Here is a 23,650-nt window from a genome sequence, read left to right as displayed (position 1 = left end):
GTGATCACCCGCATCCTGGCACTGACCGCCGTGATCTGGCACAACGACAAGACCGGTCAGCCCATCGCCCGCTCACTGACCGCCTACGACCACTGATCCCAACCCCTTGGAATCAATCATCTAGTCGGCCGAGGTCGTCCGGCGGCCCCGCGTCGGCGGCTTCTTCCGCCCGGCCACCAGCGTGTCGCCGGGGGAGGAGCCGGGCTCACCGGCGGGCTCGGGGTCCGTGCGGCCGGGTCGCGGGTGCGGAGCCGTGTCGTCCGGCGCGGGCTCGGCCGAGGGCTTGCCCCTGGCCGCCGGCGCGCCCTTGGCGGCGGGCGGCGTCCTGGGCGGTGTCCTGGGCGGCGGCGCGGGGTCGTCGGCCTGCTCCGGCGCGGTGGCCGGGCGCGATGGAGTGGTCGGGTGCGAGGGGGTGGACGGGCGCGGCGGGGCGTCAGGGTCGCGCAGGCTGGCGATGACCGCGTCGGCCTCCTGGTCGGCCGCGAACTCGCCGGCCGCCTCCGACTCCCTGCGCCGGATCACCACCATGTGGTCCACCGAGAGCCGCCCCGCGCCCACCACGGCGAGCAGCAGCGAGGTCGCCCCCAGCAGGATGAGCTCGTTGAGCGTGATCGGGTTGAGCGGCGGCGCGACCGTCAGCACGGCCACGGCCTCGGCGAACAGGATCAGCCCCATCACCGACACCAGCAGCCCGGCGATCAGCAGCGCGCCGCCGATCAGCTCGGTCATCATGGTGATCGTGGCCCAGGCCCGTGGCGCGGGGGCGCCCTGCGACTGGAACTGGACCCCGGTCTGGGCCAGGCCGATCTCCAGCTTGCGCCAGCCGTTGGCGAAGAAGATGCCGCCCACGCCCACACGGGCGACGAGCGCGGCGAGATCACGGAGGGCCTGTCTCACGGTTGTTGTCTGCCCTAATCGGGACATCACACACCTCAATCACGGCGCAGCAGCATGGCCACGGCGACGGCGGTCAGGCTGAGCAGGACGACGCTCACGACCACGGTCGTGTGCAGGGCGTTGACGAAGGCCCAGCGGGCCGCGTCGAGCAGCGCGTGGCCGGCGCTGCCGCCGACCCGGTCGGCCACGTGGGCGGCGCCGGCGAGCGACTGCCTGGCCTGGTCCATGTCCGCACCGGGGACGCCGGGCACGGCCGGCAGCGCGGGGGCGTACACGATGGTGGTGATCGTGCCGAGCACGGCGACGCCGAGACCGGCGCCCAGCTCGTAGGCGGTCTCCTCGATCGCGGCGGCGCCGCCCGCCTGGGACTCGGGGGCCGCCGACATGATCGTGTCGGACGCGGCCAGCAGCGCGACCTGGACGCCGAACCCGATGCCCACGAAGCAGCAGGCCAGCATGACCGGATGGCTCTCGACGCCCCAGGTCAGCGTCGGGGTCAGGGAGAGCGCGACGAGGCCGAGGCCGCCGCTCATCGTGGCGCGCATGCCGAGGCGGGGCAGGAGGTGCGCCGCCGCCAGCCCGCCGGCGACGGCCGAGACGACCAGCGGCAGCATCCGCAGCGCCGCCCGGATCTCGCTGTCGCCCAGCACGAGCTGCAGGTACTGCGCCAGCATGAGCTGCAGCCCCACCAGCGCGAACACGCCCAGCAGCACCCCGGCGACCCCGGTGGTGAACGCCCGCCGCCGGAACAGGCCGACCTCCAGCAGCGGCGCGGCCAGCCGGGTCTGCCGCCTGACGAACCACACCAGCAGCGCCACCCCGGTCAGGAACACCGCCACGGCCGCGCCGAACGGCATCAGGCTGCCCGAGCCCGCCTCCTTCAGCCCGAACGCCAGCGCCAGGATGCCCAGCACCGACAGCGCGGCGCTGGGCGCGTCCCACGGGTGACCGGCGCGCCCGCGCGACTCCGGCAGCAGGCGCACGGCGGCGGGCAGCAGCACGAGCAGGATCGGCACGTTGACCAGGAAGACCGCGCCCCACCACCAGCCGACGAGCAGGCCGCCGACCAGCGGGCCCACGGCCGCCCCCGCGGCGGCCACGGCGCTCCACACGCCGAGCGCGATCGTCCGCTCGCGCCGGTCGGTGAACACCTGGCGGATCAGCGACAGCGTGGCCGGCATGATCATCGCGCCGCCGACGCCGAGCGCCGCCCTGGACAGGATGAGCGCCAGCGGCGTGGTCGACAGGGCCGCCGCGGCCGAGGCCAGGCCGAACAGCACGAACCCCGCCAGCACCAGCCGCTTGCGCCCGTAGCGGTCGCCGAGCGAGCCGAACATGATCAGCAGCGGGGCCACGACCAGCGAGTAGACGTCCACGATCCACAGCAGTTGCACCGCCGACGGCTCCAGGGCGGCGGTGAGCGCGGGGACCGCGATGTGCAGGACGGTGGCGTCGACCGTGATCAGCAGCAGGCTCAGGCAGAGCAGGACCAGGACGGCCCAGCGGTTGTCCCGGGGTTCGTGGTCGGCGCGGCGGGCGAGGGGCGCGGCCTGGGTGACGGTCATGGACCTCCTTGCAGGCCGATCCGTGCGCAAGCGGGCCCGCATGAACTTGCGTGGCAGCTTAGGCCATGTCACCCGATGGGTGTAGCGGTATCGGTTGATCCGGAATACCGTTCGCGGCCCGATCCCTGGGCGGCGCCGGGGCCGCTGCATAGAATCTTGTTCTATGCGAATCCTCCGCACCCCCCACGACCGATTCGCCGATCTGCTCGGATTCCCGTACGAGGCCCGCTACGCCGACGTGGGCGACGGACTGCGGATGGCCTACGCCGAGGCGGGTCCCGCCGACGGGGAGCCGGTGGTGCTCCTGCACGGCGAGCCGTCCTGGTCGTACCTCTACCGCGACGTGATGCGCGAGCTGGCCGCCGCCGGGCTGCGCGCGATCGCGCCGGACCTCATCGGCTTCGGCCGCTCCGACAAACCGGCCGAACAGGGCGACCACAGCTACGCCCGGCACGTCGAGTGGACGCGCGCCCTGCTGTACGACGCGCTCGGCCTGACCGGCGTCACCCTCGTCGGCCAGGACTGGGGCGGGCTGATCGGCCTGCGCCTGGCCGCCGAGCACCCCGGACGCGTGGCCAGGATCGTCGCCGCCAACACGGGGTTGCCGACGGGTGACAATCCCATGCCGGAGGTGTGGCACCGGTTCAAGGACGCGGTGGCGTCCGCGCCGGAGCTGGACATCGCCAGGTTCGTCCAATCGGGCTGCGCCACGAAACTGCCGCCGAAGGTACGCGCCGCCTACGACGCCCCCTTCCCGGACGAGTCGTACAAAGCGGGCCCACGGGCGATGCCCGGCCTCGTGCCGTACGCGCCGGACAACCCCGCCTCGGCCGCCAACCGCGCCGCCTGGCAGGTCCTCACCACGCTTGACCGGCCCTTTCTCGTCGCCTTCTCCGACGGCGACCCGATCACCGCCGGGATGGCGCCCGTCCTGCGCCGGTCCATGCCGGGGGCGGCCGGCCGCGCCCATCCGGTCATCACGGGCGCCGGCCACTTCCTCCAGGAGGACGCGGGCGCCGAACTCGGCCGGCACATCGCCGCTTTCGTCAGCTCCACCTAGCGTGTCAGGTCCGCCCAATCGACGGCCCGGTGCGGTATAACCAGGGGCGGACCGGGGAGGCGTGATGCAGGAGTCCAGCAGGACCCGGGCGGCGGGGCGGGCCGCGGTGCGGGATCTGTTCGAACAGGTGCGCGTGCGCTATTTCCGGCTTCCGCCGGCCGCCCGCCGGGTGATGTACGTGGTCGTCCTGGTGGGCTCCGTCGGTCTGTCGGTGGCGCTCGGTGGCGCGCCGGACAAGACCTTCTTGATCACGTTTGCGGTGCTCTCTTTCGTCGCGCTGGCGCTGCACTTCCCGCGCGCTGCCGCGACGCTGCTGGTGGTGGCCGCATGGGCGTGCCTGCTGCCCGTATTCGAAGTGCTGTTTCAGGCACCGTTCACCGCGACGCTGCTCCTGCTGCTGGCGCTGCCGGTGGCCGCGGGGGCGCACCTGATCCGGTGGGTGGCGCCCTGGGTGACGGCGCTGCTGGCGCTGGTGCCCGCCGGGGCGCTGGCCGCCGCCGTCTCGCTGGTCTCCGAGAGCCTGGCCGTCTGGGTCGCCTACGGCGCCGCCGCCGCCGTGCTCGGCTACCGCTTCCTGCTGGCCCGCCGCGCCAGGTCCGAGCTGACCGCCGAGGAGCAGGTCCGCGTACGGGCGCGCGAGGGCAGGCCGGAGCCGGTGGCCGACAAGGCGCCCGCGCTGCCGCAGATCTCCGTCGAGGAGGCGCTGGCCGAGCTCGACGGCATGATCGGGCTGGCCCCGGTCAAGGAGCAGGTCCGCTCGATCGCCGCCTCCATCGAGGCGTCCCGGCTGCGCGCCGAGGCGGGCTACACGGCCGGGCGTCCCACCCGCCACTTCGTCTTCCTGGGCCCGCCCGGCACCGGCAAGACCAGCGTGGCCCGTACCCTCGCGAAGATCTTCTACGCGTTCGGCCTGCTGGAGACCCCGTACGTGGTCGAGGGGCAGCGGGCCGACCTGGTCGGCGAGTTCCTGGGCGCGACGGCGATCAAGACGAACGAGCTGGTCGACCGGGCGCTCGGCGGCGTGCTGTTCATCGACGAGGCGTACGGCCTGATCAACTCCTCCGACGGCCAGCCCGACCGGTTCGGCGCGGAAGCCGTGCAGACGCTGCTCAAGCGGGCCGAGGACGACCGCGACCGGCTGATCATCATCCTGGCCGGCTACGAGCAGGAGATGACCGCGTTCCTGTCCAGCAACCCCGGCCTGGCCAGCCGCTTCGCCACGCGCGTGCGCTTCCCCACCTACTCCGCCGGGGAGCTGGCCGAGATCACCGAGCTGCTCCAGCGGCAGCGCGGCGACACCATGCGCCCGGAGGCCAGGGCGGCGCTGCTCGGCATGTTCGAGGACGTGCAGCGGCGCGGCCTGGTCGACGAGCTGGGCAACGCCCGGTTCGCGCGCAGCCTGGTCGAGGCCGCCGCCCAGGCCCGTGACGTGCGCGTGGTCGGCGCGGGCGGCACTCCGACCACCGAGGACCTGGTGACGACCACGACCGCCGACGTGACCAAGGCGTTCGACGAGCTGACGGCCCGCTTCCGCGGCTACGTGGCCACGCCCACGCTGGAGGAGGCGCTGGCCGACCTCGACAGGATGGCCGGGCTGGCCCCGGTCAAGCGGCAGGTGCACGCGATCGCCGCCCAGCTCCAGGTGGCCCGGATGCGCCAGGAGCGCGGGCTGCCGACGCCGCCGCAGACGCGCCACTTCGTGTTCGTCGGCCCGCCCGGCACCGGCAAGACGACCGTCGCCCGCGTCGTGGGCCGGGTGTTCGCCGCGCTCGGCCTGCTGGCCCGGCCCGACGTGGTCGAGGCGCACCGCGCCGACCTGGTCGGCCAGCACCTGGGCGCGACGGCGATCAAGACGAACGAGCTGGTCGACCGGGCGCTCGGCGGCGTGCTGTTCATCGACGAGGCCTACAGCCTGGTCAATCCCGGTTACTCGGGCGGCGACGCGTTCGGCGCCGAGGCCGTGCAGACGCTGCTCAAGCGGGCCGAGGACGACCGCGACCGGCTCGTCATCGTGCTGGCCGGCTACCAGCGCGAGATGGACGTCTTCCTGGCCTCCAACCCGGGCCTGGCCAGCCGGTTCAACCAGCGGGTGACCTTCCCCAGCTACGCGCCGCGCGAGCTGTCGGAGATCGCCGTGCTGCTGGCCGAGCAGGCGGGCGACCGGTTCGACGAGGAGGCGCTGGGCGACCTCGACGAGGTGTTCACCTGGGTGTGCGGCGAGCGGCTGATCGACGGGCTCGGCAACGGCCGCTTCGCCAGGTCGCTGTTCGAGCGCGCGGCCATGCGCCGCGACGTGCGGCTGGCCGCGCTGGCCTCGCGCGGCGAGTCGGCCAGCTCCGCCGACCTCACCACGATCACCAGCGACGACGTCCGCACCGCGGTCGACGAGCTCTCCGGCCGCTGACCGCCCCGCCGAGGGGTCTGACCAGGGCTTTCCGGACGTTAACCAGACGCCCCCTTGACATGTGCCTGCGCCCGGATGGTCGCGGAATGTAGCACGATGGCCACACGCCGTTCGTAAGGGGGGACGATGGCGGGGTTCCTGGCCCGCAGGCTGCTCGGCTCGGTCGTGCTGGCCGCCGTCGCCGCCAGCCTCGCCTACCTGCTGGCCGCCGCCGCCCTCGACCCGCGCGCCAACTACGCCGGGCGCACCCCGCAGCCGCCGCCCGCCGCCGTCGACGCCCAGCTCGCCGCGCTCAACCTGAACGACCGCACGCCGCTGTTCGAGCGCTACCTGACCTGGGCGGGCGGGGTGCTGCGCGGCGACTTCGGCAGGAGCGTGACGGGCTCGCCGGTCGGCGACGACCTGCGGCGGCGGGCCGGTGTCACGCTGCGGCTGGTCCTGCTCGGGCTGGTGTGCGGCAGCGTGCTCGGCGTCGCCGCCGGGGCCGCCGCGGCGGCCAGGCAGTACGGCTGGTTCGACCGGCTGTCGGCGGGCCTGGCCTACCTGCTGCTGGCGATCCCCGTCGTGGTGCTGGCGAACGTGGCGATCCTGGGCGGCACCTGGGCCAACGACCACCTGTTCGGCCGCCGGGTCCTCCTGGTGGGCGGTGAGCGGTCCGCCGGGCTCGACGCCGGGCTCTGGGCGGGGCTGCTCGACCGGCTCCAGCACCTGATCCTGCCGACCGTGACGCTGTCGCTCGGCCTGATCGCGGTCTTCAGCCGCTACCAGCGCAACCTGATGCTCGACGTGCTCGGCGCCGACTACCTGCGCACCGCCAGGGCGAAGGGGCTGAGCAGGCGGCGGGCGCTGGTCCGCCACGGGCTGCGCACCGCGCTCATCCCGGTCGCGACGTACTTCGCCTTCGTGTTCGGCACGCTGCTCACCGGCGCCGCCTTCACCGAGAAGATCTTCGGCTGGCACGGGCTGGGGGAGCGGCTGATCAGCGCCGTCTTCACCAACGACGTCAACACCGTCGCGGCGATCTCGTGCCTGGCCGCGCTGGCCGTGCTGTGCGCGTCGCTGGCCGCCGACCTGCTGCACGCCGCGCTCGATCCCCGGGTGAGGGCGGGATGACGCTCTCGGAGGAGGAGGTCGCCGGCGAACTCGGCCCGGCAATGGCCGCGCCGCCGTCCCGCGGGCGCGTGCTGGCGCGGCGCTTCCTCGCCTCCCGGCAGGGGCGGGCCGGTGCCGCGGTGCTGGCGCTGATGTTCGCGCTCGCGTTCGCCGGGCCGTTGTTCAGCCCGTGGTCCCCCGCGGACAAGGACTTCACCGCGTTCCTGGCGCCGCCGTCGCCCCGGCACTGGTTCGGCACCCTGCAGACCGGCGCCGACGTGTACGCGGTCACGCTGTGCGGGCTGCGGCGGTCGCTGATCGTCGGCCTGCTCGCCGCCTTGGTGTCGACCGCGCTGGCCGCGCTCGCGGGGGCGTTCGCCGGCTACTTCGGCGGCTGGACCGACCGGGTGCTCGGCTGGGCCGCCGACCTGCTGCTCGCGCTGCCCGCCTTCCTCGTCCTGGCGATCATGTCGCCGTTGTTCGGGGCGGGGCAGTGGCCGCTGTTCGTGATCGTGCTGGCGCTGTTCCTGTGGATGGTCACCGCGAAGATCGTCCGGGGGATGACGATCTCGCTCAGGCAGCGCGAGTTCGTCCGGGCCGCCCGTTATCTCGGCGTCCCGCCCGTGAAGATCATCTTCTCGCACGTGCTGCCCAACCTGTCGTCCCTGCTCATCGTGGACGCCACCGTCAACGTCAGCGCCGCCATCCTCGCCGAGACGTCCCTGTCGTACTTCGGCCTCGGCATCCAGCCGCCCGACGTGTCGCTCGGCACGGTCATCGCCGACGGCTCCCGGACCGCGATCTACGCGCCGTGGACGTTCTGGTTCGCCGCCGGGCTGCTCGTCGTCACCGTGCTCGCGGTCAACCTGGCCGGCGACGCGCTGCGCGACGCCTTCGACCCCGCCGCGAAGGGGCCGCGATGAGCCCGGTCCTGGAGGTCGACGGCCTGGAGGTCGCCTTCGGCGACGTGCCCGTCGTGCGCGGCCTCAGCTACGAGGTGCGTGCCGGCGAGGTGCTCGGCATCGTCGGCGAGTCCGGCGCGGGCAAGTCCGTGGCCGCCGCCGCCGTGCTCGGCCTGCTGCCGCCCGAGGCCAAGGTCGCCGGCTCGGTGCGGCTGCACGGCCGCGAGCTCGTCGGCGCCTCCGAGCGCGAGCTGGCCCGCGTACGGGGCCGGTCCGTGTCGATGGTGTTCCAGGACCCGCTGTCGGCGCTCACGCCCGTCTACCGGGTCGGCGACCAGATCGCCGAGGCGGTGCGCGCCCACCACCGGGTCACCCGCGAGCAGGCCGCCGTCAAGGCCGTCGACCTGCTCGACCTCGTCGGCATCCCCGACCCGGCCCGCCGCGCGCTCGCCTTCCCGCACGAGTTCTCCGGCGGGATGCGCCAGCGCGCGCTCATCGCCATGGCCGTCGCCAACGACCCCGACGTGATCATCTGCGACGAGCCCACGACCGCGCTCGACGTCACCGTCCAGGCCCAGGTGCTGGAGGTGCTCAAGAAGGCGCAGCGCCGGACCGGCGCCGCCATCGTCCTGATCACCCACGACCTCGGCGTGGTCGCCGGCTTCGCCGACCGCGTCCTGGTCATGTACGCGGGCCGCCCGGTCGAGGTCGGCGACGTGGACGACGTCTACTACCGCACGCGGATGCCGTACACCGCGGGCCTGCTCGGCTCGGTGCCGCGCGTCGACGGCGGCGGGAGGCGGCCGCTGGTGCCGATCGAGGGCGGCCCGCCCGAGCCCGGCAGGCTGCCGCCGGGCTGCCCGTTCGCGCCGCGCTGCCCGATGCGGGTGGAGGCGTGCGACGACCGGGAGCCGCCGCTGTTCGAGGTCGGGGCCGGGCACCGGGCGGCCTGCATCCGCTGGGCCGACGTGCACAGGGCCGACGTCCGCCGGGACGGCGCCGAGCGGCCCGCGCCGCCGCGCGAGCCGGTGACCCGCCGCCCGCGCACGGTGCTGGAGGTCGAGGGCCTGGTCAAGCGCTACCCGCTGACGCGCGGCACGCTGTTCAGGCGGCGGACCGGCACCGTGCACGCCGTGGCCGGGATCAGCTTCGACATCCGCGAGGGCGAGACGCTCGGCCTCGTCGGCGAGTCGGGGTCGGGCAAGACCACGGCGCTGACGCAGATCCTGGAGCTGGCCAGGCCCGAGGAGGGCCGCATCGTCGTCCTCGGCCGCGACACCGCCCGGCTCACGCCCGCGCAGCGCGCCGCGATCCGGCGCGACATGCAGGTGGTCTTCCAGGACCCGGCGGCCTCGCTCGACCCGCGCATGACCGTCCACGACATCCTCGCCGAGCCGCTGCGCGCCCACCGCCGGGGCGCGCCCGAGGGCCGGGTGGCCGAGCTGCTCGCCCTGGCTGGGCTCGACCCCGCCTGCGCCGCCCGCCACCCGCGCGAGCTGTCCGGAGGCCAGTGCCAGCGCGTCGCCATCGCCCGCGCGCTCGCCCTCGAACCCCGGCTGCTCGTCCTGGACGAGCCCGTCTCCGCGCTCGACACGTCGATCCGCGCGGGCGTGCTCAACCTGCTCGGCGCGCTGAAGGACCGGCTGGGCCTGTCCTACCTGTTCGTCGCGCACGACCTGGCCGTGGTCCGCCACCTGGCCGACCGGGTCGCCGTCATGCAGCTCGGCAGGATCGCCGAGATCGGGCGCGCCGAGGCCGTCTACGCCAGCCCGGCGCACCCGTACACGCAGGCGCTGCTGTCGGCGGTCCCGCTGCCCGACCCGGTGCGCGAACGCTCGCGCGAGCGCATCCTGCTCGACGGCGAGCCGCCCAGCCCGGCCGACCCGCCGTCGGGATGCCGGTTCCGTACCCGATGCCCGACCTTCCGGGGCGTGCTGACGGCCGAGGAGCGCAGCCTGTGCGTCGAGACCGAGCCCGAGGTGCGGCCGCTCGGCGAGGACCAGGCCGCCGCCTGCCACTACGCCGAGAAGCTCGCCGTCGTCTGACAGGAGTACCGTTGAAAGCAACTCATTTCGTGGCCGCCGCGACCGCGGCGCTGGCGCTGGCGGCGTGCGGCGGGGGCGGCGCCGTGGTCGTCCGGCCCACCGGAGACGCGGTGATCAAGGCGTCCGACCTCAACCCCGTGCCGCGCGAGCGGGTCAAGGACGGCGGCACGCTGCGCTGGGGCGTCAACGAGTTCCCCGCCCAGTGGAACAGGCACCACGTCGACGGCCACCTCGCCGTGGCGGCGGCCATCACCGACGCGCTGCTGCCGCGCCCGTTCGTGTCGGACGACAGGGCGCGCATCTCCGTCAACCACGCCTACCTGATCGACGCCCGGGTCACCGCCACCACGCCCAAGCAGGTCGTCACCTACGAGCTGAACCCGCGCGCCCGATGGTCCGACGGCAGGCCCATCACCTGGGCCGACTTCCGCGCCCAGTGGCAGGCGCTGGACGGCGGCGACCCGGCCTTCCACATCGCCTCCTCCACCGGCTACCAGGACATCGAGAGCGTCGAGCGGGGCCGCGGCGACCACGAGGTCGTGGTGACGTTCGCGCGGCCGTTCGGCGACTGGCGGGCGCTGTTCGGGCCGCTGCTGCCCGCCTCCGCCAACGCCACGCCCGAGGCGTTCAACACCGCCTGGCTCAACCGCATCCCCGTCACCGCCGGGCCGTTCAAGGTCCAGGGCATCGACCAGACCGCCAAGACCGTCACGCTCGTGCGCGACGACGCCTGGTGGGGCGACCGGGCCAAACTGGACAGGATCGTCTTCCGGGCGGCCGAGCAGGACTCGCTCATCGGCATGTTCGGCAATGGCGAGCTCGACCTGGCCGACATCGGCCCGTCCGCCCCCGACCACGCCCGCGCCGCCGCCACGCCAGGCGCCGAGGTCCGCCGGGCCGCCGCGCCCGACTTCCGCCACTTCACGCTCAACGGCTCACGCGGGCCGCTCCGCGACCTGCGCGTCCGCCAGGCCGTCCAGCTCGGCCTCGACCGGGAGGCCATAGCCCGCTCCGACCTGCGCGGCCTCGACTGGCCGAGCACCCCGCTCAACAGCCACTTCTTCATGACCACCCAGCAGGGCTACCGCGACAACGCCGGCGACCTCGGCGCCCACGACCCGGCACGCGCCGCCCGGCTGCTCGACGAGGCGGGCTGGCGGCTCGACCGCCGCACCGGCCCGGTCCGGCACAAGGACGGCCGTCCGCTGGAGCTCACCTTCGTGGTGCCGTCCGGCGTGCAGATCAGCAAGTCCGAGGGCGAGCTGGCGCAGAACATGCTCGCCGCGATCGGGGTGAAGCTCGCCATCCGGGCCGTGCCCAGCGACGACTTCTTCGCCAAGTACGTGATCCCCGGCGACTTCGACCTCGCGCCGTTCGCCTACATCGGCACCCCGTACCCGGTGTCGAGCAGCTACGGCGTCTACGCCCACGCCGCCGACGGCAAGACGTGGAACGCCAACTTCGGTCGCACCGGCTCGGCCGACATCGACGCCGCCATGGCCCGCGCCGCCCGCAGCCTCGACCCGGACGAGGCCCGCGCCGAGGCCAACACCGCCGACCGGCTCATCTGGCAGCAGGTCAACGTGCTGCCCCTCTACCAGCGGCCGCAGCTCGTCGCCGCCCGGCAGAACCTGGCCAACGCGGGCGCCCGGGGGTTCCAGACGCTGCGCTACCAGGACATCGGCTACACCCGCTGACGCGGACTGTCGGCCCGGCCGTGTACAACTGGCCGGGTGACGATCCACCTGAGCTGGCCGCAGATCCTCGCCTGGCGGCTGCGCCGGCAGTTCGTGAGCGGCCCCGGCGGGCCGGGCGCCGTGGAGATCGCCCGCCGGCTGTGCGGGGTGCAGGCCCAGGTGGCCTCCTCCGCCCAGCACGCGGTCGCCGTCCGCGCCGCCTCACCCGACCCCGGCGAGGTCGAGCGGGCGCTCTGGGACGAGCGCACCCTGGTCAAGACCTGGGTCATGCGCGGCACCCTGCACCTGCTGCCCGCCGACGAGCTGCCCGGCTACTGCGCGGCGCTGAGCACGCTGCGGTTCTGGGAGAAGGGCTCCTGGCAGCGCGGCCACGGCGTCACCGCCGCCGAGATCGCCGCCATCGTCGAGGCCGTCCCGCAGGCGCTCGGCGACACGCCCAAGACCAGGGAGGAGCTGGTCGACGCCGTCGTCGAGGTGACCGGTGACGCCCACCTGCGGGAGGCGCTCACCTCCGGCTGGGGGGCGCTGCTCAAGCCGCTCAGCCGCCTCGGCGAGCTGTGCTACGGCCCGCCGCGCGACGGCCGTGTCACCTTCACCGCGCCCCGCGCCTGGTTGCCCGGCTGGCCCGCCGAGCTGCCGCCGCAGGAGGAGGCGGGCGTGCGGATCGCCCGCGCCTTCCTGGCCGCCCACGGCCCCGCCACGCCGGAGATGCTCGACGGCTGGCTGTTCGGCGGCGTCGCCAGGAAGGCAGTGCTCAAGGGCTGGTTCCGCGACCTGGCCGGCGAGCTGACCGAGGTCGAGGCCGGTGGCCACACCCTGCTGGCGCTCACCGAGCACCTCGACGACCTGGCCGCCGCCCGGCCGGCGGACGAGGTCCACCTGCTGCCCGGCTTCGACCCCTACATCCTCGGCGCGCCCCGCTCCCTGGAGCCGCTCGTCCCGGCCGCCGTCAAGGCGAGAGTGAGCCGCCAGGCCGGCTGGATCTCCCCGGTCGTCCTCCACCAGGGGCACGTCGCCGGCGTCTGGGAGGCCAAGGGCGGCCGGGTCACCGCCGACCTGTTCGAGCCCGTCCCCGGTGATCCGCTCGCCGCCGCCGTCTCCCGCGCCGAGAAGCTGATTGCCGGGGCCGCCGCCGGGTAGCCGGGCGGGGTGCGGCTCGACGAGTGGTTCCTCACCCGCGAGGAGCGGGGCAACCCGGCCACCAGGCTCGGCGCCTGGACGACCGGCAACCTCGTGCGCCCGCTCGTCCACGGCGCCGCCTACTTCGCCGACCTGCGGGCCGCGCTCGACCGGCTCGGCAAGGGCGACCTGCTGCTGTTCGCCGACTGGCGCGGCGACCCCGACGAGCGGCTGACCGGCGACGGCCCCGGCGTGGCGAGCGCCATGGCCGCGGCGGCGCACCGGGGAGCGCTCGTCCGGGGCCTGATCTGGCGCTCCCACCTCGACCGGCTGCGCTTCAGCGCCGCGGAGAACCGCCACCTCGGCGAGGACATCGAGGCCGCCGGCGGCCAGTGCCTGCTCGACACCCGGGTCCGCCCAGGCGGCTCGCACCACCAGAAGTTCGTCGTCCTGCGCCACGACGGCGACGCCGCCGCCGACGTCGCCTACGTCGGCGGCATCGACCTGTGCCACAGCCGCCGCGACGACGCCGCCCACCGCGGCGACCCGCAGGCCGCGCCCATGCCGGACGTCTACGGCGACACCCCGCCCTGGCACGACGCCCAGGTGGCCGTGCACGGCCCCGCCGTGGCCGACGTGGAGACCGTCTTCTGCGAGCGCTGGGACGACCCCGCCCCCGAGACCCGCCAGCCGCTGCGCCGCCTGCGCGACCACGTCGAGCGGATGGACGACGTGCCCGCCCTGCCCGACCCGGGTCCGCCGCCCGCCCCGGCCGGCACCCACGCCGTGCAGCTCCTGCGCACCTACCCCTACCGGCGGTCCGCCTACCCCTTCGCGCCCCTGGGCGAGCGCAGCGTCGCCAGGGCCTACCACAAGGTGCTGGCCAGGGCCCGGTCCCTGGTCTACCTGGAGGACCAGTACCTGTGGTCCACCGAGGTGATCGAGCCGTTCGCCGCCGCGCTCGAACGGGAGCCCGGGCTCCGCATGATCATCGTGGTGCCGCGCCACCCCGACCAGGACGGCTGGCTCGCCGCCCCGGCCAGCCTCATAGGCCGCGCCGACGCGCTGGCCAGGCTCCGGCGCGCCGGCGGCGACCGGCTCGGCGTGTACGACCTGGAGAACCACGCCGGCACCCCCGTCTACGTGCACGCCAAGGTGTGCGTGGTCGACGACGTGTGGGCCTCGATCGGCTCCGACAACGTCAACCTGCGCTCGTGGACGTACGACTCGGAGCTGAGCTGCGCCGTCGTCGACGAGGAGCCCGACCCGCGCCCGCCCGCCGGGGCCCGCAAATTCGCCCGCGACCTGCGGCTGCTCCTGGCGGGCGAGCACCTCGACCGCGACCCGTCCGGCCTGTGCGACCCCCGCGACGCGTTCGAGGCGTTCGCCGCCTCGGCCCGCGCGCTCGACGCCTGGCACCGCGGCGGCCGTCGCGGGCCCAGGCCGCCCGGCCGGCTGCGCCCGCATCCCGGGCCCAGCCTCGGCCGCGTGCGCAGGATGCTGGCCCAGCCGCTCTACCGGCTCGCCGTCGACCCCGACGGGCGGCCCCCGGCGCTGCGCCGCTCCCGGCGGTTCTGACAGACTCGCGAGCATGCAGCGCCCCTTCCGCCAGGTCGACGTGTTCACCTCGACGCCCTACGGCGGCAACCCGCTCGCCGTCGTGCTCGATGCCGACGGGCTGACCGACGAGGAGATGCAGCGCTTCGCCCACTGGACGAACCTGTCGGAGACCACGTTCCTGCTGCCGCCCGCCGACCCCCGCGCCGACTACCGGGTACGGATCTTCACCACCACGTCCGAGCTGCCGTTCGCCGGGCATCCGACGCTCGGCACCTGCCACGCCTGGCTGGAGGCGGGCGGCGTCCCGCGCGACTCGCGGACCGTCGTCCAGGAATGCGGCGCCGGGCTGATCCGCGTGCGCGGCGACGACCGCGGCGACCTCGCCTTCGCCGCGCCGCCGCTGCTGCGCTCCGGCCCCGTGGACGAGACGCTGCTGACCGGCCTCGCCGCCGCGCTCGGCATCGCCAGGGACGACGTCGTCGACGCCGAATGGGCCGACAACGGCCCCGGCTGGGTCGCGCTCCTGCTCCGCGACGCCGACGCCGTCCTCGCGCTGCGGCCCGGCCGGGTGCCCGTCGACGTCGGCGTGGCGGGCCCGCACCCCGCCGGGTCGCCGTACGCGTACGAGCTGCGGGCCTTCTGCCCCCACGACGGCGGCACGACCGAGGACCCGGTGACCGGCAGCCTCAACGCCTCGGTCGCCCAGTGGCTCCTGCGCACCGGCCGCGTCACCGCCCCCTACACGGTCAGCCAGGGCACCGCGCTCGGCCGCGCCGGCCGCGTCCGCATCACGGCCGAGGGCGACGACGTCTGGGTGGGCGGCTCGGTCGTCACCCGCGTCAGCGGCCACGTCAGCCTGTGACGCGGAAGCGCACCTCGTCCCCGGGCCGCAGCTGCGCCGCCACCCCCAGATCCGCCTCACGCACCACCGCGATCACCGGGTAGCCGCCCGTCGGCGGATGGTCGGCCAGGAAGACGATCGGCTGCCCGCTCGGCGGCACCTGCACCGCGCCCGCCACCATGCCCTCGCTCGGCAGCTCCCCCTCCCGGCCGCGCGCCAGCTCCGCGCCGCGCAGCCGCACCCCCACCCGGTTGCTGTCCTGGCTCACCTCGTACGGGGCCGCGCACAGCGCCGCCAGCGCCCCTTCGGCGAACCAGTCGTCACGCGGGCCCCTCAGCACCCGCAGCACCGCCGGCCCCGGCCCCGGAAGCGGCGCCAGATCCACCCCGATCCCGCCCCGATCCGCCGCGTCGCCGATCGGCAGCCTCGTCCCCGGCGCGAGCGGAGGCGGCCCCAGGCCCGACAGCGAATCGGTCGACCGGCTGCCCAGCACCGGCTCCACCGCCACCCCGCCGCGCACCGCCAGGTACGTCCGCAGCCCCCACGCCGGCGCCCCCAGCGCCAGCTCGCCGCCCCCGGGCACCCAGAACGGAACCCCCATGCCCGCCCGCGCGGGACCCCGCACCGGGCACGGCGCGCCCGCCAGCGCCACCCACGCGCCCCGCCCGAACCGCAGCCGCAGCCCGCCGAACGTCGCCTCGATCCCCGCCAGCCCCTCCGGGTTGCCGACGAGCCGGTTCGCCAGCCGCAGGCTCGCCTCGTCGGCCGCCCCCGAACGCGGCACCCCCAGATGCGCCAGCCCCCGGCGCCCCAGATCCTGCACGGTCGCGTACGGACCGGACCCGAGCACCTCGATCATGCGGCCTCGATCATGGGACCTCGATCATGCGGCCTCGAAGCGCACGCGGGTCCCCGGGCGGAACGCCGACGGCGGGCGCGCCGTCACGTCCCACACCCGCAGCCCCGTCCTGCCCAGCAGCCGCCACCCGCCCGGCGACGCCGCCGGATACACGGCCGAGTACGGCCCCGCCACGGCCACCGACCCCGCGGGCACCGACGTCCGCGGCGTCGCCAGCCGGGGCACGTGCAGCACCGGGTCCAGCCCCGTCAGATACGCGAACCCCGGCGCGAACCCCAGCCAGCCCACCACCAGCTCCCGCCCCGTGTGCCGGGCCACCACCTCGTCCACCGGCACCCCGGCCAGCTCGGCCACCGACTCCAGATCCGCCCCGTCGTAGACGACGGGCACCCGGACCACGTCCTTCTCCTCGGGCGCCTCCGTCACCCCGGCCGCCGCGCACCGCCGCAGCAGCTCGCCCAGCCGCGCCCGCAACCCGCCCTGCTCGGCCCCCGGAGCCACCACCAGGACCGTCTCAGGCCCCGGCACCACCTCCACGACCCCGGGCGGCCGTTCGGCCCTCAGCGCGGCGTCCAGCCGGTGCGACACGTCCAGCGCGCCCGTCTCCACGAGCAGCCCGTGCTCCCCGACCCGCCGAATCACCCGCCCGCCTCCCGGCGACTGCGCCCGCCCCTCCGCACCGCCGCCCCCACGAGGCCGCCCGGCCAGACCGGGCCACGGTCCTCTTGGGCAGACCCCCACTCTCTCGCCGAAGGCCAAGCGCCCTCCAGCGGGGGCGCGCTCTTGGCAGCGCGGTGCCCCACCTCCGGGAGGTGGGGCCCTTGCCGGAAGGGGGCGCCGTTCCGGTGGTCCGGCAGGGGCGTGGCCTTTGCGTGTCCACCAGAGGTGTGGGCCTGGCGGGAGGGGAGACGACGGGGTGGGAGGCGGCGGGAGGGAGTCTCGCGGGCCGGGCGGAGGGGGGAGGGCGTCTCGCGGGGAGGGAGCTCGCGCGAGGGGAGGCGGCGGGGCGGCAGGGGCCGCGTGGGGGCGGTCATGCGAAGGCCTGGAGGACGACGCCGGCGGCCAGGAGGTCGTCGCGGACGGTGCGGGCGAGGTGGACGGCGTCGGGCGTGTCGCCGTGGACGCAGAGGGAGCGGGCCTTGACCGGGACCTCGGCCCCGTCGGCGGAGATGACCGATCCGGACAGGGCCATGCGGACGGCGCGGGCCGAGACGTCGGCGGCGTCGTGCAGCACGGCGCCGGGCAGGCGGCGGGGGAGCAGGGCGCCGTCGGCGGTGTAGGCGCGGTCGGCGAACGCCTCGGCGACGGTGGGGACGCCCGCGGCGGCGGCGACGGTGTGGACCACGGAGCCGGGCAGCGTGAGCACCGGCAGCGCCGGGTCGTAGTCGGCGATGGCGTCGACGACGGCCTCGGCCTGCTCCCGGTCGCGGCAGATGCGGTTGTAGAGGGCGCCGTGCGGCTTCACGTACGAGACGCGGCCGCCCATGGCGCGGGCGATGCCGTCGACGGCGGCGAGCTGGTAGAGCACCTCGGCGCAGAGCTCCTCAGGCTCGACCTCCATCTCCCGGCGCCCGAAGTGGGCCAGGTCGCGGTAGGACACCTGCGCCCCGATGGACACCCCCCGGTCGACGGCGGCGGCGCAGGTGCGCCGGATGGTCACCGGGTCGCCGGCGTGGAAGCCGCACGCGACGTTGGCGCTGGTGACGATGTCGAGCAGCGCCAGGTCGTCGCCGAGCCGCCAGATGCCGAAGCCTTCGCCGAGGTCCGCGTTCAGGTCCATCACCATGACCCCATCATGGCGTGAGCGGCTACCTCGGCGCGACGAACAAGGTCTGAGTCGCGCTGCCGACTTCGCCGTCGAGGTCGTACAGGGTGGAGCGGGTGAGGCCGCGCCCGGACGGGCCGATGGCGGTGGCGGCGTCGAGGCAGATCCACTCGCCGGCGGGCGCGCGGAACAGGGAGATGGTCAGGTCGACGTTCACGAACAGGTGGGTGTCGAAGCCGAGGGCGAGGCTGATGCCGTTGCCGCTGTCGGCGAACAGCGCCAGCCGCTCCATCGGCGTGATCTCCTCGCCGTCGACCAGCGGCACCCGGCAGCGGCCCCACGCGGTGGCGGGGCCGGGCTCGTCGGGGCCGCCGCGGGCGAAGCGCCATTCGGTGGCGCGCCCGTAGCCGAAGCCGGTCGAGATCCACGACTCGCCCTGCGGGCCGGGCAGGGGCGGCGGGTCGGCGGCGGGGGTGGCGGGCGTGGGGGCCTCGCGGATGCGCCACGCGGTGGCCCGTACGTGCTCGCGGCCGCCGCCGCTCACCGACGCCGACAGGCACTGCACGCGCTTGCCGTCGCGCACGACGTCGGTGCGTACGTCGAGGTCGCCGACGGGGACGGGACCGAGCACGTCGACGGCCAGCCGCGCCAGGTCGAGGCCGGGACGGGGCGCGGTGAGCGCCAGCTCGTGCACGAGCAGCGCCGTCACCGGCCCGAGGTGCTGCGTGGCCGGGTCCCACGGGCCCTGGGTGTGCTCGGAGGCGCGGTAGCGGCCCGGCGCGAGCCGCGTGTACATGGCCATCAGATCTCGTCGGGGATGTCGGCGATGTCGTCGAGCGCGGCGGCCAGCTCCTCGGGGTCGCCGCCGATGCGCTCGGCGATCTCGATGAGCACGTGGAGCACGTCGTGGCGGTCGTGGCCGAGGTCGAGCAGCCGCTGGGCTGCCTCCCACAGCTGCGGCGGGTCGCCGTCCCACAGGCGGGTGGCGATCTCCTCGTGCCACGCCAGGTGCTCCTCGTCGATCGCGCCGACGTGGTCGATCTCCAGGAGGGTACGGCGGTCCGCCGCGTCGGCGGGGTTGAGCCGGTCGAGGTCGACGCCGTTGTGCACGCCCTGCAGGAACGGGAACGCGAACGCCCGTCTGGCCAGCGCCGACAGGTCGCCGTCGGGCAGCAGGCGCTCCAGCAGCGGCCGGTCGATGCCGAACGACGTCGGGTCGCGGTAGGCCTCGGGGAACTTGCCGATCGCCCCCCACACCGCGTCGAGCGTGGCCTTGAGCCCCTGCTCGGGCAGGCCGGTGCGGGCGGCGGCGAAGCGCACCCAGGCCGACAGCGCGTGCGGCATCGCCTCCTGCTCGGCCTGCGAGAGCATGACCTTGCGCGGCAGCCAGTCGAGCAGGAACGTCTCGCACTTGGTCGGGCTGACCCGCAGCGGCCGGCCGAAGTCCTGCTCGCAGCCGTAGTCGATGATGTGGTCGGCGCACCGGGAGGCGGCCGACGGGTCCGACAGGTGCTCGGCGGCGTCGGAGGCGAGGAACTCGGCGGCGAGCATCGCCCGCCGCTCGCGGCTGTAGGGGGCCTCGATGTGCAGCGGGGCGGGCCGCTTGCGGCCGGGCGGCAGCGCCTTGAGGCGGGCGCGGGCGAAGGCGTGGTAGGCGCTGTAGCTGTCGCTGACGGGCGGGGGCGTCTTGGGCTCGCCGGTGGCCTTCATCGCCGATTCGAGCAGCGCCCTGGCCTGCTGCGGCTCGATCTCCTCGAACAGCAGCATCGGGTTGCCCGCGGCCTCGGCCCTGGCCTGCTCCAGCAGCTTGTCGACGTGGGAGGACACCCAGGCGTCGCGCGCCATGCCGGACATGTTGTGGTCGACGACCATGACCAGCGCGTGCCGGTCCTGGTTGTGGCGGGGGGTGGAGTCCTCGTTCCAGCGGTAGGCGAAGGTGCAGATGACGGTGTCCTGGTCGCCGTAGGCGTCGCGGGAGACGTAGCAGCCGGTGGGCTTGACCGCGCCCACCCGGTCGGCCCAGCCGGGCCTGGCCACGCCGGACTCCATCATGGCCAGCGCCGCGCCCTCGGCCTTGGCGCCCTGGCGGGCGGTGCCGAGGTAGGCCAGGCAGATGAGCAGCGTCAGCGAGGCGGGGGTGCCGGCCTTGGCCGCGTAGTCGACCAGCCCCTCACCGAGCACCTGCTCGACGTCGCCGCCCCGCACCTTCCTGCCCCACCAGGCCCCGACCATGTCGGAGACCATCAGCTCCGCGTCGAGCGGGCTGCGCACGGCCAGCAGTTCGCGGGCCGCCTGCACCATCTCCTTGAACACGTCGTCGGGCGGGGGGCTCTCCCGGGGGTCTCGTCGGTGTCGGCGCACGCCCTCACTCTCTCGCATTCCAGGCGGAAACGGTGCGCAGAACGCGGCCCGGTGACTCCGATGTTATCGAGGGGCGCGCGGCGGCGGCGCGGAGTTGACGATCGCGAGCAGGTGCTCGCGGGCGATCCGCTCCACGATCTCGGGTGTCGCGGTGATGCCGAGGTGCTGCGCGCACACGCACACGTCCTCGACGCACCGGTCGATGGTGTCCACGGGCACGGTCAGGAACTCCTCGGCCAGCCTGAGACTGACCGGCTCCTTGAGGAAGCGTGTGGCCAGAGCGAGCATAGGTGTGAGATTCCTCTGGATGCCCCAGGGCAAACCCCCAGGAATGGACGCAGGTGACTTGCGCTCTCATTTCATCTTTTCTCGGGCTGGTGTCAAGCCTCCACGACGGCTGTCTTCGCTTCTCGGGAGCGGCTTTCGTGCGAAGCTGTTCCCATGCGCATCCAGCTCACCCAGCGCGCGGAGGCCGACGAACTGCTCGGCCGCAGTCCGCTCGCCCTGCTCGTCGGCATGCTGCTCGATCAGCAGGTGCCGATGGAGTGGGCGTTCACGGGCCCTTACACCATCTCCGAACGGCTCGGGCACGAGCTCACCGCCGAGGAGATCGCGGCCTGCGACCCCGAGGCGTTCACCGCGCTCCTGGCCGCCAAACCGGCGGTCCACCGCTACCCCAAGTCGATGGCGGCCCGCGTCCAGCAGCTCGCCGCCTACCTCGTCGAGCACTACGACGGCAAGCCCGAGCGCATCTGGACCGAGGCAGCCGACGGCAAGCAGTTGCTCAAACGACTGATGGACCTTCCGGGATACGGCAAGCAGAAGGCCCAGATATTTTTGGCATTGCTGGGCAAGCAGCTCGGGGTCCAGCCGCAAGGATGGCGCGAGGCGGCCGGCCCCTATGGCGAGCAGGGGTCCTACCGTTCGGTCGCGGACGTGGTCGACGCCGACAGCCTGGGCAGAGTGCGCGCCACCAAGCAGGCGGCCAAGCGGGCGGCGAAGGCCGAGTAGCCTGATCTTGCTGCGCAACGTGGAGCGATTTTGACAGGATGCGTTGACCGTATGGCGGCCGGGGCTTCCGTCCGCGCCCGCCCATCGCAGATGATGTACTGCAGAATCCGGTCGCCCGGAGCTGCGCTACGCCGATACACGATTATGGAGATGTGCCGCGTGGGAGACCCTGGCACGCGACGGAGGTGCCGACCATGAGCGCCGAGACCTCCGTTCCCCGTCCCCGGGAGTCGGATGTGGACGTCTCAGACTCCGCCCTCTTCGAGGGCCTGCTGTCCGAGGCAGAGTTCGCCTTTGCCTTCTTCGACACCCAGACCCGCGTCCTGCGGGTCAACGACGTGTTCGCCGAGGTCGTCGGCGTGCCCGCCGAGCGGCTGCTGGGACGCGCGCCGTCCGAGACGCTCGCGGCCGACCTCAGCCAGCTCATCACGCACGGCGTCCAGGCCGTCATCGGCAGCGACGCGCCGGTCTCCGAGCGGCCCGTGCGGGTGCGCGCGACCGGCGGCGAGGCCCGCTACTGGTCGGTCTCGTTCTCGCCGGTCCACGACGCCGACGGCGCGCTGCAGGCCGTCGCCCTGGCCGGGCTCGACGTAACCGAGAGCCGCCTGGTCGAGGAGGACCTGCGCCGCAGCGAGGAGCGCTACCGCTCGCTGGTCGAGGCGCAGTCGCAGCTCGTCTGGATCACCTCGCCGACCGGCACGGTGGTCGAGGACGCCCCGCAGTGGCGCGCCATCACCGGCCAGGGCCTGGAGGAATACCTGGCGGCCGGCTGGCTGGACGTGGTCCACCCGGAGGAGCGCCAGCAGACCGAGGAGGCCTGGAAGGAGGCGCTGCGCGGCCGCACCATGTTCGAGTGGAACTACCGCGTGCGCACCCGGGCCAGCGGCTACCGCCACTTCGAGGTCCGCGCGGTGCCGATCATCCGGCACGGCAGGGTCGTGGAGTGGGTGGGCGCCAACACCGACGTCACGCCGCAGCGCGAGGCCGAGGAGATGCGCGGCAGGCTGACCGACCAGCTCGGCGCCGCCGCGCTGCGCACCGCCCGGCTCCAGGGCGCCACCGCCATACTGGCCGAGGCGCTCACCGTCGAGCAGGTGGTGCAGGTCATCATCGACGTCGGCCGCACGGCGCTGGCCGCCGACCGGTCGGCCGTGGCGCTGCTCGACACCGACCGGGCGGCGCTCAAGCTGATCAACGGCGAGGGCGTCCCCGAGGCGTCCGGCGCCGCCGGCGAGGAGATCCCGCTGTCGAGCTCCAGCGTGATGACGATGGCGGTCAACAGCCGGCGGCCGGTGTTCGCCGAGTCGCCCGAGAGCCTGAAGGCCCAGCTGCTGGAGGCGGGCGGCGACGAGCAGGTGCTGACCAACTACCTGGCCAGCAGCGACGAGCGCGCCTGGGTCGGGCTGCCGCTGCTGGCGGCGGGCCGGGCGCTGGGCGCGCTGCGGTTCTCCTTCACCCGGCCGCAGAAGATCTCCCAGGAGGACGGCGTCTTCCTGGAGGCGCTGGCCGGGCAGTGCGCGCTGGCCGTGGAGCGCGCCACGCTGTTCGAGCGCGAGCACCGCACCGCCGAGACGCTGCAGCGCAGCCTGCTGCCCGACCGCCTGCCGGTGGTCAGGGGCCTGGAGCTGGCCCAGCGCTTCCGCTCGGGCAGCCGCCACGTGCAGGTCGGCGGCGACTGGTACGACGCGTTCGTGCTGCAGGACGGCCGCGTGGCCGCGGTCGTCGGCGACGTCATGGGCAAGGGCGTCAAGGCGGCGGCCGGGATGGGCCGCATCCGCAACGCCATGCGGGCGCTGGCGCTGACCAACCCGCCGCCCGCCGCCGTTCTCACCGGCCTGGACCGGGTCTTCGACGCGACCGAGGAGGAAGAGCAGGTCACCACCCTGGCCTACATGGTCGTCGAGCCGTCGACGGGCGAGGGCACGCTGGCGCTGGCCGGTCACCCGCCGCCCGTGCTGGTTTCTCCGCAGGGCACGGCGATCCTCTGCGACGCGGAGCCGGGCACCCCGCTAGGCTGGCCGACCAGCCGTAGGCAGTTCCGGTTCGTGGTGCCGCCCGGCCATACCGCCGTGCTCTACTCCGACGGCCTCGTCGAGAACCGGAAGCGCGGGCTGGATGCCGGTCTCGCAGAGATTTGCAGTGTTGTGACCGAAGCGCCGCCTGAGGTCGTGAGAAGTCCACACATGTTGCTGGACTTCCTGGTCGACCGGATGTTGTCGGGATATGAGCAAGATGATGACGTTACCGCCCTGGCCATTCACGTGCCGCCCGCCACGAAGAGTGACTGAATGAAACAGTCATAAGGGTTGCTTTCGGATATCAGTGGCGCGCTTACGTACGCACTACTCTCTTGGTCGGCCTAGGGTGGAGGTCAACCGCCGGGAGGTGGCCGTATGGAGTGCGTGGTCGTGCCAGAATGCTGGACAGGTCCGTCGCGATCCGCACGGCCTCACCGATCTCCGAGAGAGGCAT

Annotated in this window: 19 protein-coding genes and 1 pseudogene; 12 read left to right on the top strand and 8 right to left on the bottom strand. The window is 74.2% G+C overall.

Translation table 11 applies throughout. From position 1 onward, the window contains the following. A pseudogene (locus KME80_RS53605) lies at nt 1-96 on the top strand (IS982 family transposase); the annotation flags it as partial. Between the two features lie 24 nt (nt 97-120). Here the strand turns inward: KME80_RS53605 and KME80_RS32355 are convergent. Both KME80_RS32355 and KME80_RS32350 read right to left on the bottom strand, forming a co-directional pair. Then, entirely contained in the window at nt 121-897 is a 777-nt protein-coding gene (locus KME80_RS32355) for a DoxX family protein (RefSeq protein ID WP_219510302.1), read from the bottom strand. A 35-nt stretch (nt 898-932) separates the two neighbouring features. Further along, nucleotides 933-2,462, bottom strand: a complete 1,530-nt coding sequence (locus KME80_RS32350) for an MFS transporter (protein ID WP_219510300.1) — start codon at nt 2,460-2,462, stop codon at nt 933-935. 163 nt (nt 2,463-2,625) lie between these two features. Here KME80_RS32350 and KME80_RS32345 point away from each other — a divergent pair, with 163 nt between their 5' ends. From KME80_RS32345 to KME80_RS32305, 9 genes are all read left to right on the top strand, one after another. Beyond that, nucleotides 2,626-3,522 carry a haloalkane dehalogenase gene (locus KME80_RS32345; protein ID WP_219510298.1) on the top strand — a complete coding sequence of 299 codons (897 nt, stop codon included), beginning with the start codon at nt 2,626-2,628 and terminating at the stop codon, nt 3,520-3,522. Between the two features lie 64 nt (nt 3,523-3,586). Beyond that, entirely contained in the window at nt 3,587-5,926 is a 2,340-nt protein-coding gene (locus KME80_RS32340; protein WP_219510297.1) for an AAA family ATPase, read from the top strand. A 126-nt stretch (nt 5,927-6,052) separates the two neighbouring features. Beyond that, complete coding sequence (locus KME80_RS32335; protein WP_219510296.1) at nt 6,053-7,039, top strand: ABC transporter permease; 987 nt, start codon at nt 6,053-6,055, stop codon at nt 7,037-7,039. After that, nucleotides 7,036-7,941 carry an ABC transporter permease gene (locus tag KME80_RS32330; protein WP_219510295.1) on the top strand — a complete coding sequence of 302 codons (906 nt, stop codon included), beginning with the start codon at nt 7,036-7,038 and terminating at the stop codon, nt 7,939-7,941. Before KME80_RS32335 ends, KME80_RS32330 begins: the two co-directional genes overlap by 4 nt. Further along, nucleotides 7,938-9,965, top strand: a complete 2,028-nt coding sequence (locus KME80_RS32325; protein ID WP_219510294.1) for a dipeptide ABC transporter ATP-binding protein — start codon at nt 7,938-7,940, stop codon at nt 9,963-9,965. The genes KME80_RS32330 and KME80_RS32325 overlap by 4 nt, the downstream gene beginning before the upstream one ends. A gap of 11 nt (nt 9,966-9,976) precedes the next feature. Further along, complete coding sequence (locus tag KME80_RS32320; protein ID WP_246646121.1) at nt 9,977-11,662, top strand: ABC transporter family substrate-binding protein; 1,686 nt, start codon at nt 9,977-9,979, stop codon at nt 11,660-11,662. A 36-nt stretch (nt 11,663-11,698) separates the two neighbouring features. After that, complete coding sequence (locus tag KME80_RS32315; RefSeq protein WP_308126013.1) at nt 11,699-12,802, top strand: winged helix DNA-binding domain-containing protein; 1,104 nt, start codon at nt 11,699-11,701, stop codon at nt 12,800-12,802. A 9-nt stretch (nt 12,803-12,811) separates the two neighbouring features. Next, nucleotides 12,812-14,359 (top strand): phospholipase D family protein, encoded by a 1,548-nt coding sequence (locus KME80_RS32310; RefSeq protein WP_219510293.1) that lies wholly within the window; start codon nt 12,812-12,814, stop codon nt 14,357-14,359. 13 nt (nt 14,360-14,372) lie between these two features. Then, nucleotides 14,373-15,203, top strand: coding sequence for a PhzF family phenazine biosynthesis protein (locus KME80_RS32305; RefSeq protein ID WP_219510292.1), 831 nt, complete (start codon nt 14,373-14,375; stop codon nt 15,201-15,203). Here the strand turns inward: KME80_RS32305 and KME80_RS32300 are convergent. From KME80_RS32300 to KME80_RS32275, 6 genes are all read right to left on the bottom strand, one after another. Next, the gene (locus KME80_RS32300) at nt 15,193-16,041 is read right to left on the bottom strand and encodes a 5-oxoprolinase subunit C family protein (RefSeq protein WP_219510290.1); all 849 of its coding nucleotides are present in this window, start codon (nt 16,039-16,041) and stop codon (nt 15,193-15,195) included. The two genes, KME80_RS32305 and KME80_RS32300, sit on opposite strands and share 11 nt — an antisense overlap. Before the next feature lie 24 nt (nt 16,042-16,065). After that, nucleotides 16,066-16,683: a 5-oxoprolinase subunit B family protein gene (locus KME80_RS32295; protein WP_219510289.1), complete on the bottom strand. Its 618-nt coding sequence runs from the start codon at nt 16,681-16,683 to the stop codon at nt 16,066-16,068. Nucleotides 16,684-17,071: 388 nt separating this feature from the next. Further along, complete coding sequence (locus KME80_RS32290; RefSeq protein WP_219510288.1) at nt 17,072-17,827, bottom strand: LamB/YcsF family protein; 756 nt, start codon at nt 17,825-17,827, stop codon at nt 17,072-17,074. Nucleotides 17,828-17,849: 22 nt separating this feature from the next. Beyond that, nucleotides 17,850-18,608: a thioesterase family protein gene (locus KME80_RS32285; RefSeq protein ID WP_219510287.1), complete on the bottom strand. Its 759-nt coding sequence runs from the start codon at nt 18,606-18,608 to the stop codon at nt 17,850-17,852. Further along, nucleotides 18,608-20,107, bottom strand: coding sequence for a hypothetical protein (locus KME80_RS32280; RefSeq protein ID WP_219510304.1), 1,500 nt, complete (start codon nt 20,105-20,107; stop codon nt 18,608-18,610). The genes KME80_RS32285 and KME80_RS32280 overlap by 1 nt, the downstream gene beginning before the upstream one ends. A gap of 123 nt (nt 20,108-20,230) precedes the next feature. Further along, nucleotides 20,231-20,455 (bottom strand): hypothetical protein, encoded by a 225-nt coding sequence (locus tag KME80_RS32275; protein WP_219510286.1) that lies wholly within the window; start codon nt 20,453-20,455, stop codon nt 20,231-20,233. Between the two features lie 153 nt (nt 20,456-20,608). Between KME80_RS32275 and KME80_RS32270 the strand changes: the two genes are divergently transcribed. Continuing rightward, a complete protein-coding gene (locus tag KME80_RS32270; protein WP_219510285.1) occupies nt 20,609-21,178 on the top strand; it encodes an HhH-GPD-type base excision DNA repair protein in 570 nt (189 codons plus the stop codon). Between the two features lie 194 nt (nt 21,179-21,372). Then, nucleotides 21,373-23,466, top strand: coding sequence for a SpoIIE family protein phosphatase (locus KME80_RS32265; RefSeq protein WP_219510284.1), 2,094 nt, complete (start codon nt 21,373-21,375; stop codon nt 23,464-23,466). Nucleotides 23,467-23,650: the final 184 nt, after the last annotated feature.

Source organism: Nonomuraea ceibae (assembly GCF_019396325.1).
GTDB lineage: Bacteria > Actinomycetota > Actinomycetes > Streptosporangiales > Streptosporangiaceae > Nonomuraea > Nonomuraea ceibae.
Note: the sequence above shows the minus strand (reverse complement) of the source record. Positions and strands in the feature narration are given on the sequence as shown.

Excerpts from the sequence above, each read along its gene's own strand:
- KME80_RS32300 (WP_219510290.1), bottom strand. The coding sequence starts at position 16,041 with ATGATCGAGGTGCTCGGGTCCGGTCCGTACGCGACCGTGCAGGATCTG.
- KME80_RS32285 (WP_219510287.1), bottom strand. The coding sequence starts at position 18,608 with ATGGCCATGTACACGCGGCTCGCGCCGGGCCGCTACCGCGCCTCCGAG.
- KME80_RS32265 (WP_219510284.1), top strand. The coding sequence starts at position 21,373 with ATGAGCGCCGAGACCTCCGTTCCCCGTCCCCGGGAGTCGGATGTGGAC.
- KME80_RS32340 (WP_219510297.1), top strand. The coding sequence starts at position 3,587 with ATGCAGGAGTCCAGCAGGACCCGGGCGGCGGGGCGGGCCGCGGTGCGG.
- KME80_RS32350 (WP_219510300.1), bottom strand. The coding sequence starts at position 2,462 with ATGACCGTCACCCAGGCCGCGCCCCTCGCCCGCCGCGCCGACCACGAA.
- KME80_RS32290 (WP_219510288.1), bottom strand. The coding sequence starts at position 17,827 with ATGGTGATGGACCTGAACGCGGACCTCGGCGAAGGCTTCGGCATCTGG.
- KME80_RS32280 (WP_219510304.1), bottom strand. The coding sequence starts at position 20,107 with ATGGTGCAGGCGGCCCGCGAACTGCTGGCCGTGCGCAGCCCGCTCGAC.
- KME80_RS32275 (WP_219510286.1), bottom strand. The coding sequence starts at position 20,455 with ATGCTCGCTCTGGCCACACGCTTCCTCAAGGAGCCGGTCAGTCTCAGG.
- KME80_RS32305 (WP_219510292.1), top strand. The coding sequence starts at position 14,373 with ATGCAGCGCCCCTTCCGCCAGGTCGACGTGTTCACCTCGACGCCCTAC.
- KME80_RS32335 (WP_219510296.1), top strand. The coding sequence starts at position 6,053 with ATGGCGGGGTTCCTGGCCCGCAGGCTGCTCGGCTCGGTCGTGCTGGCC.
- KME80_RS32325 (WP_219510294.1), top strand. The coding sequence starts at position 7,938 with ATGAGCCCGGTCCTGGAGGTCGACGGCCTGGAGGTCGCCTTCGGCGAC.
- KME80_RS32270 (WP_219510285.1), top strand. The coding sequence starts at position 20,609 with ATGCGCATCCAGCTCACCCAGCGCGCGGAGGCCGACGAACTGCTCGGC.
- KME80_RS32330 (WP_219510295.1), top strand. The coding sequence starts at position 7,036 with ATGACGCTCTCGGAGGAGGAGGTCGCCGGCGAACTCGGCCCGGCAATG.
- KME80_RS32345 (WP_219510298.1), top strand. The coding sequence starts at position 2,626 with ATGCGAATCCTCCGCACCCCCCACGACCGATTCGCCGATCTGCTCGGA.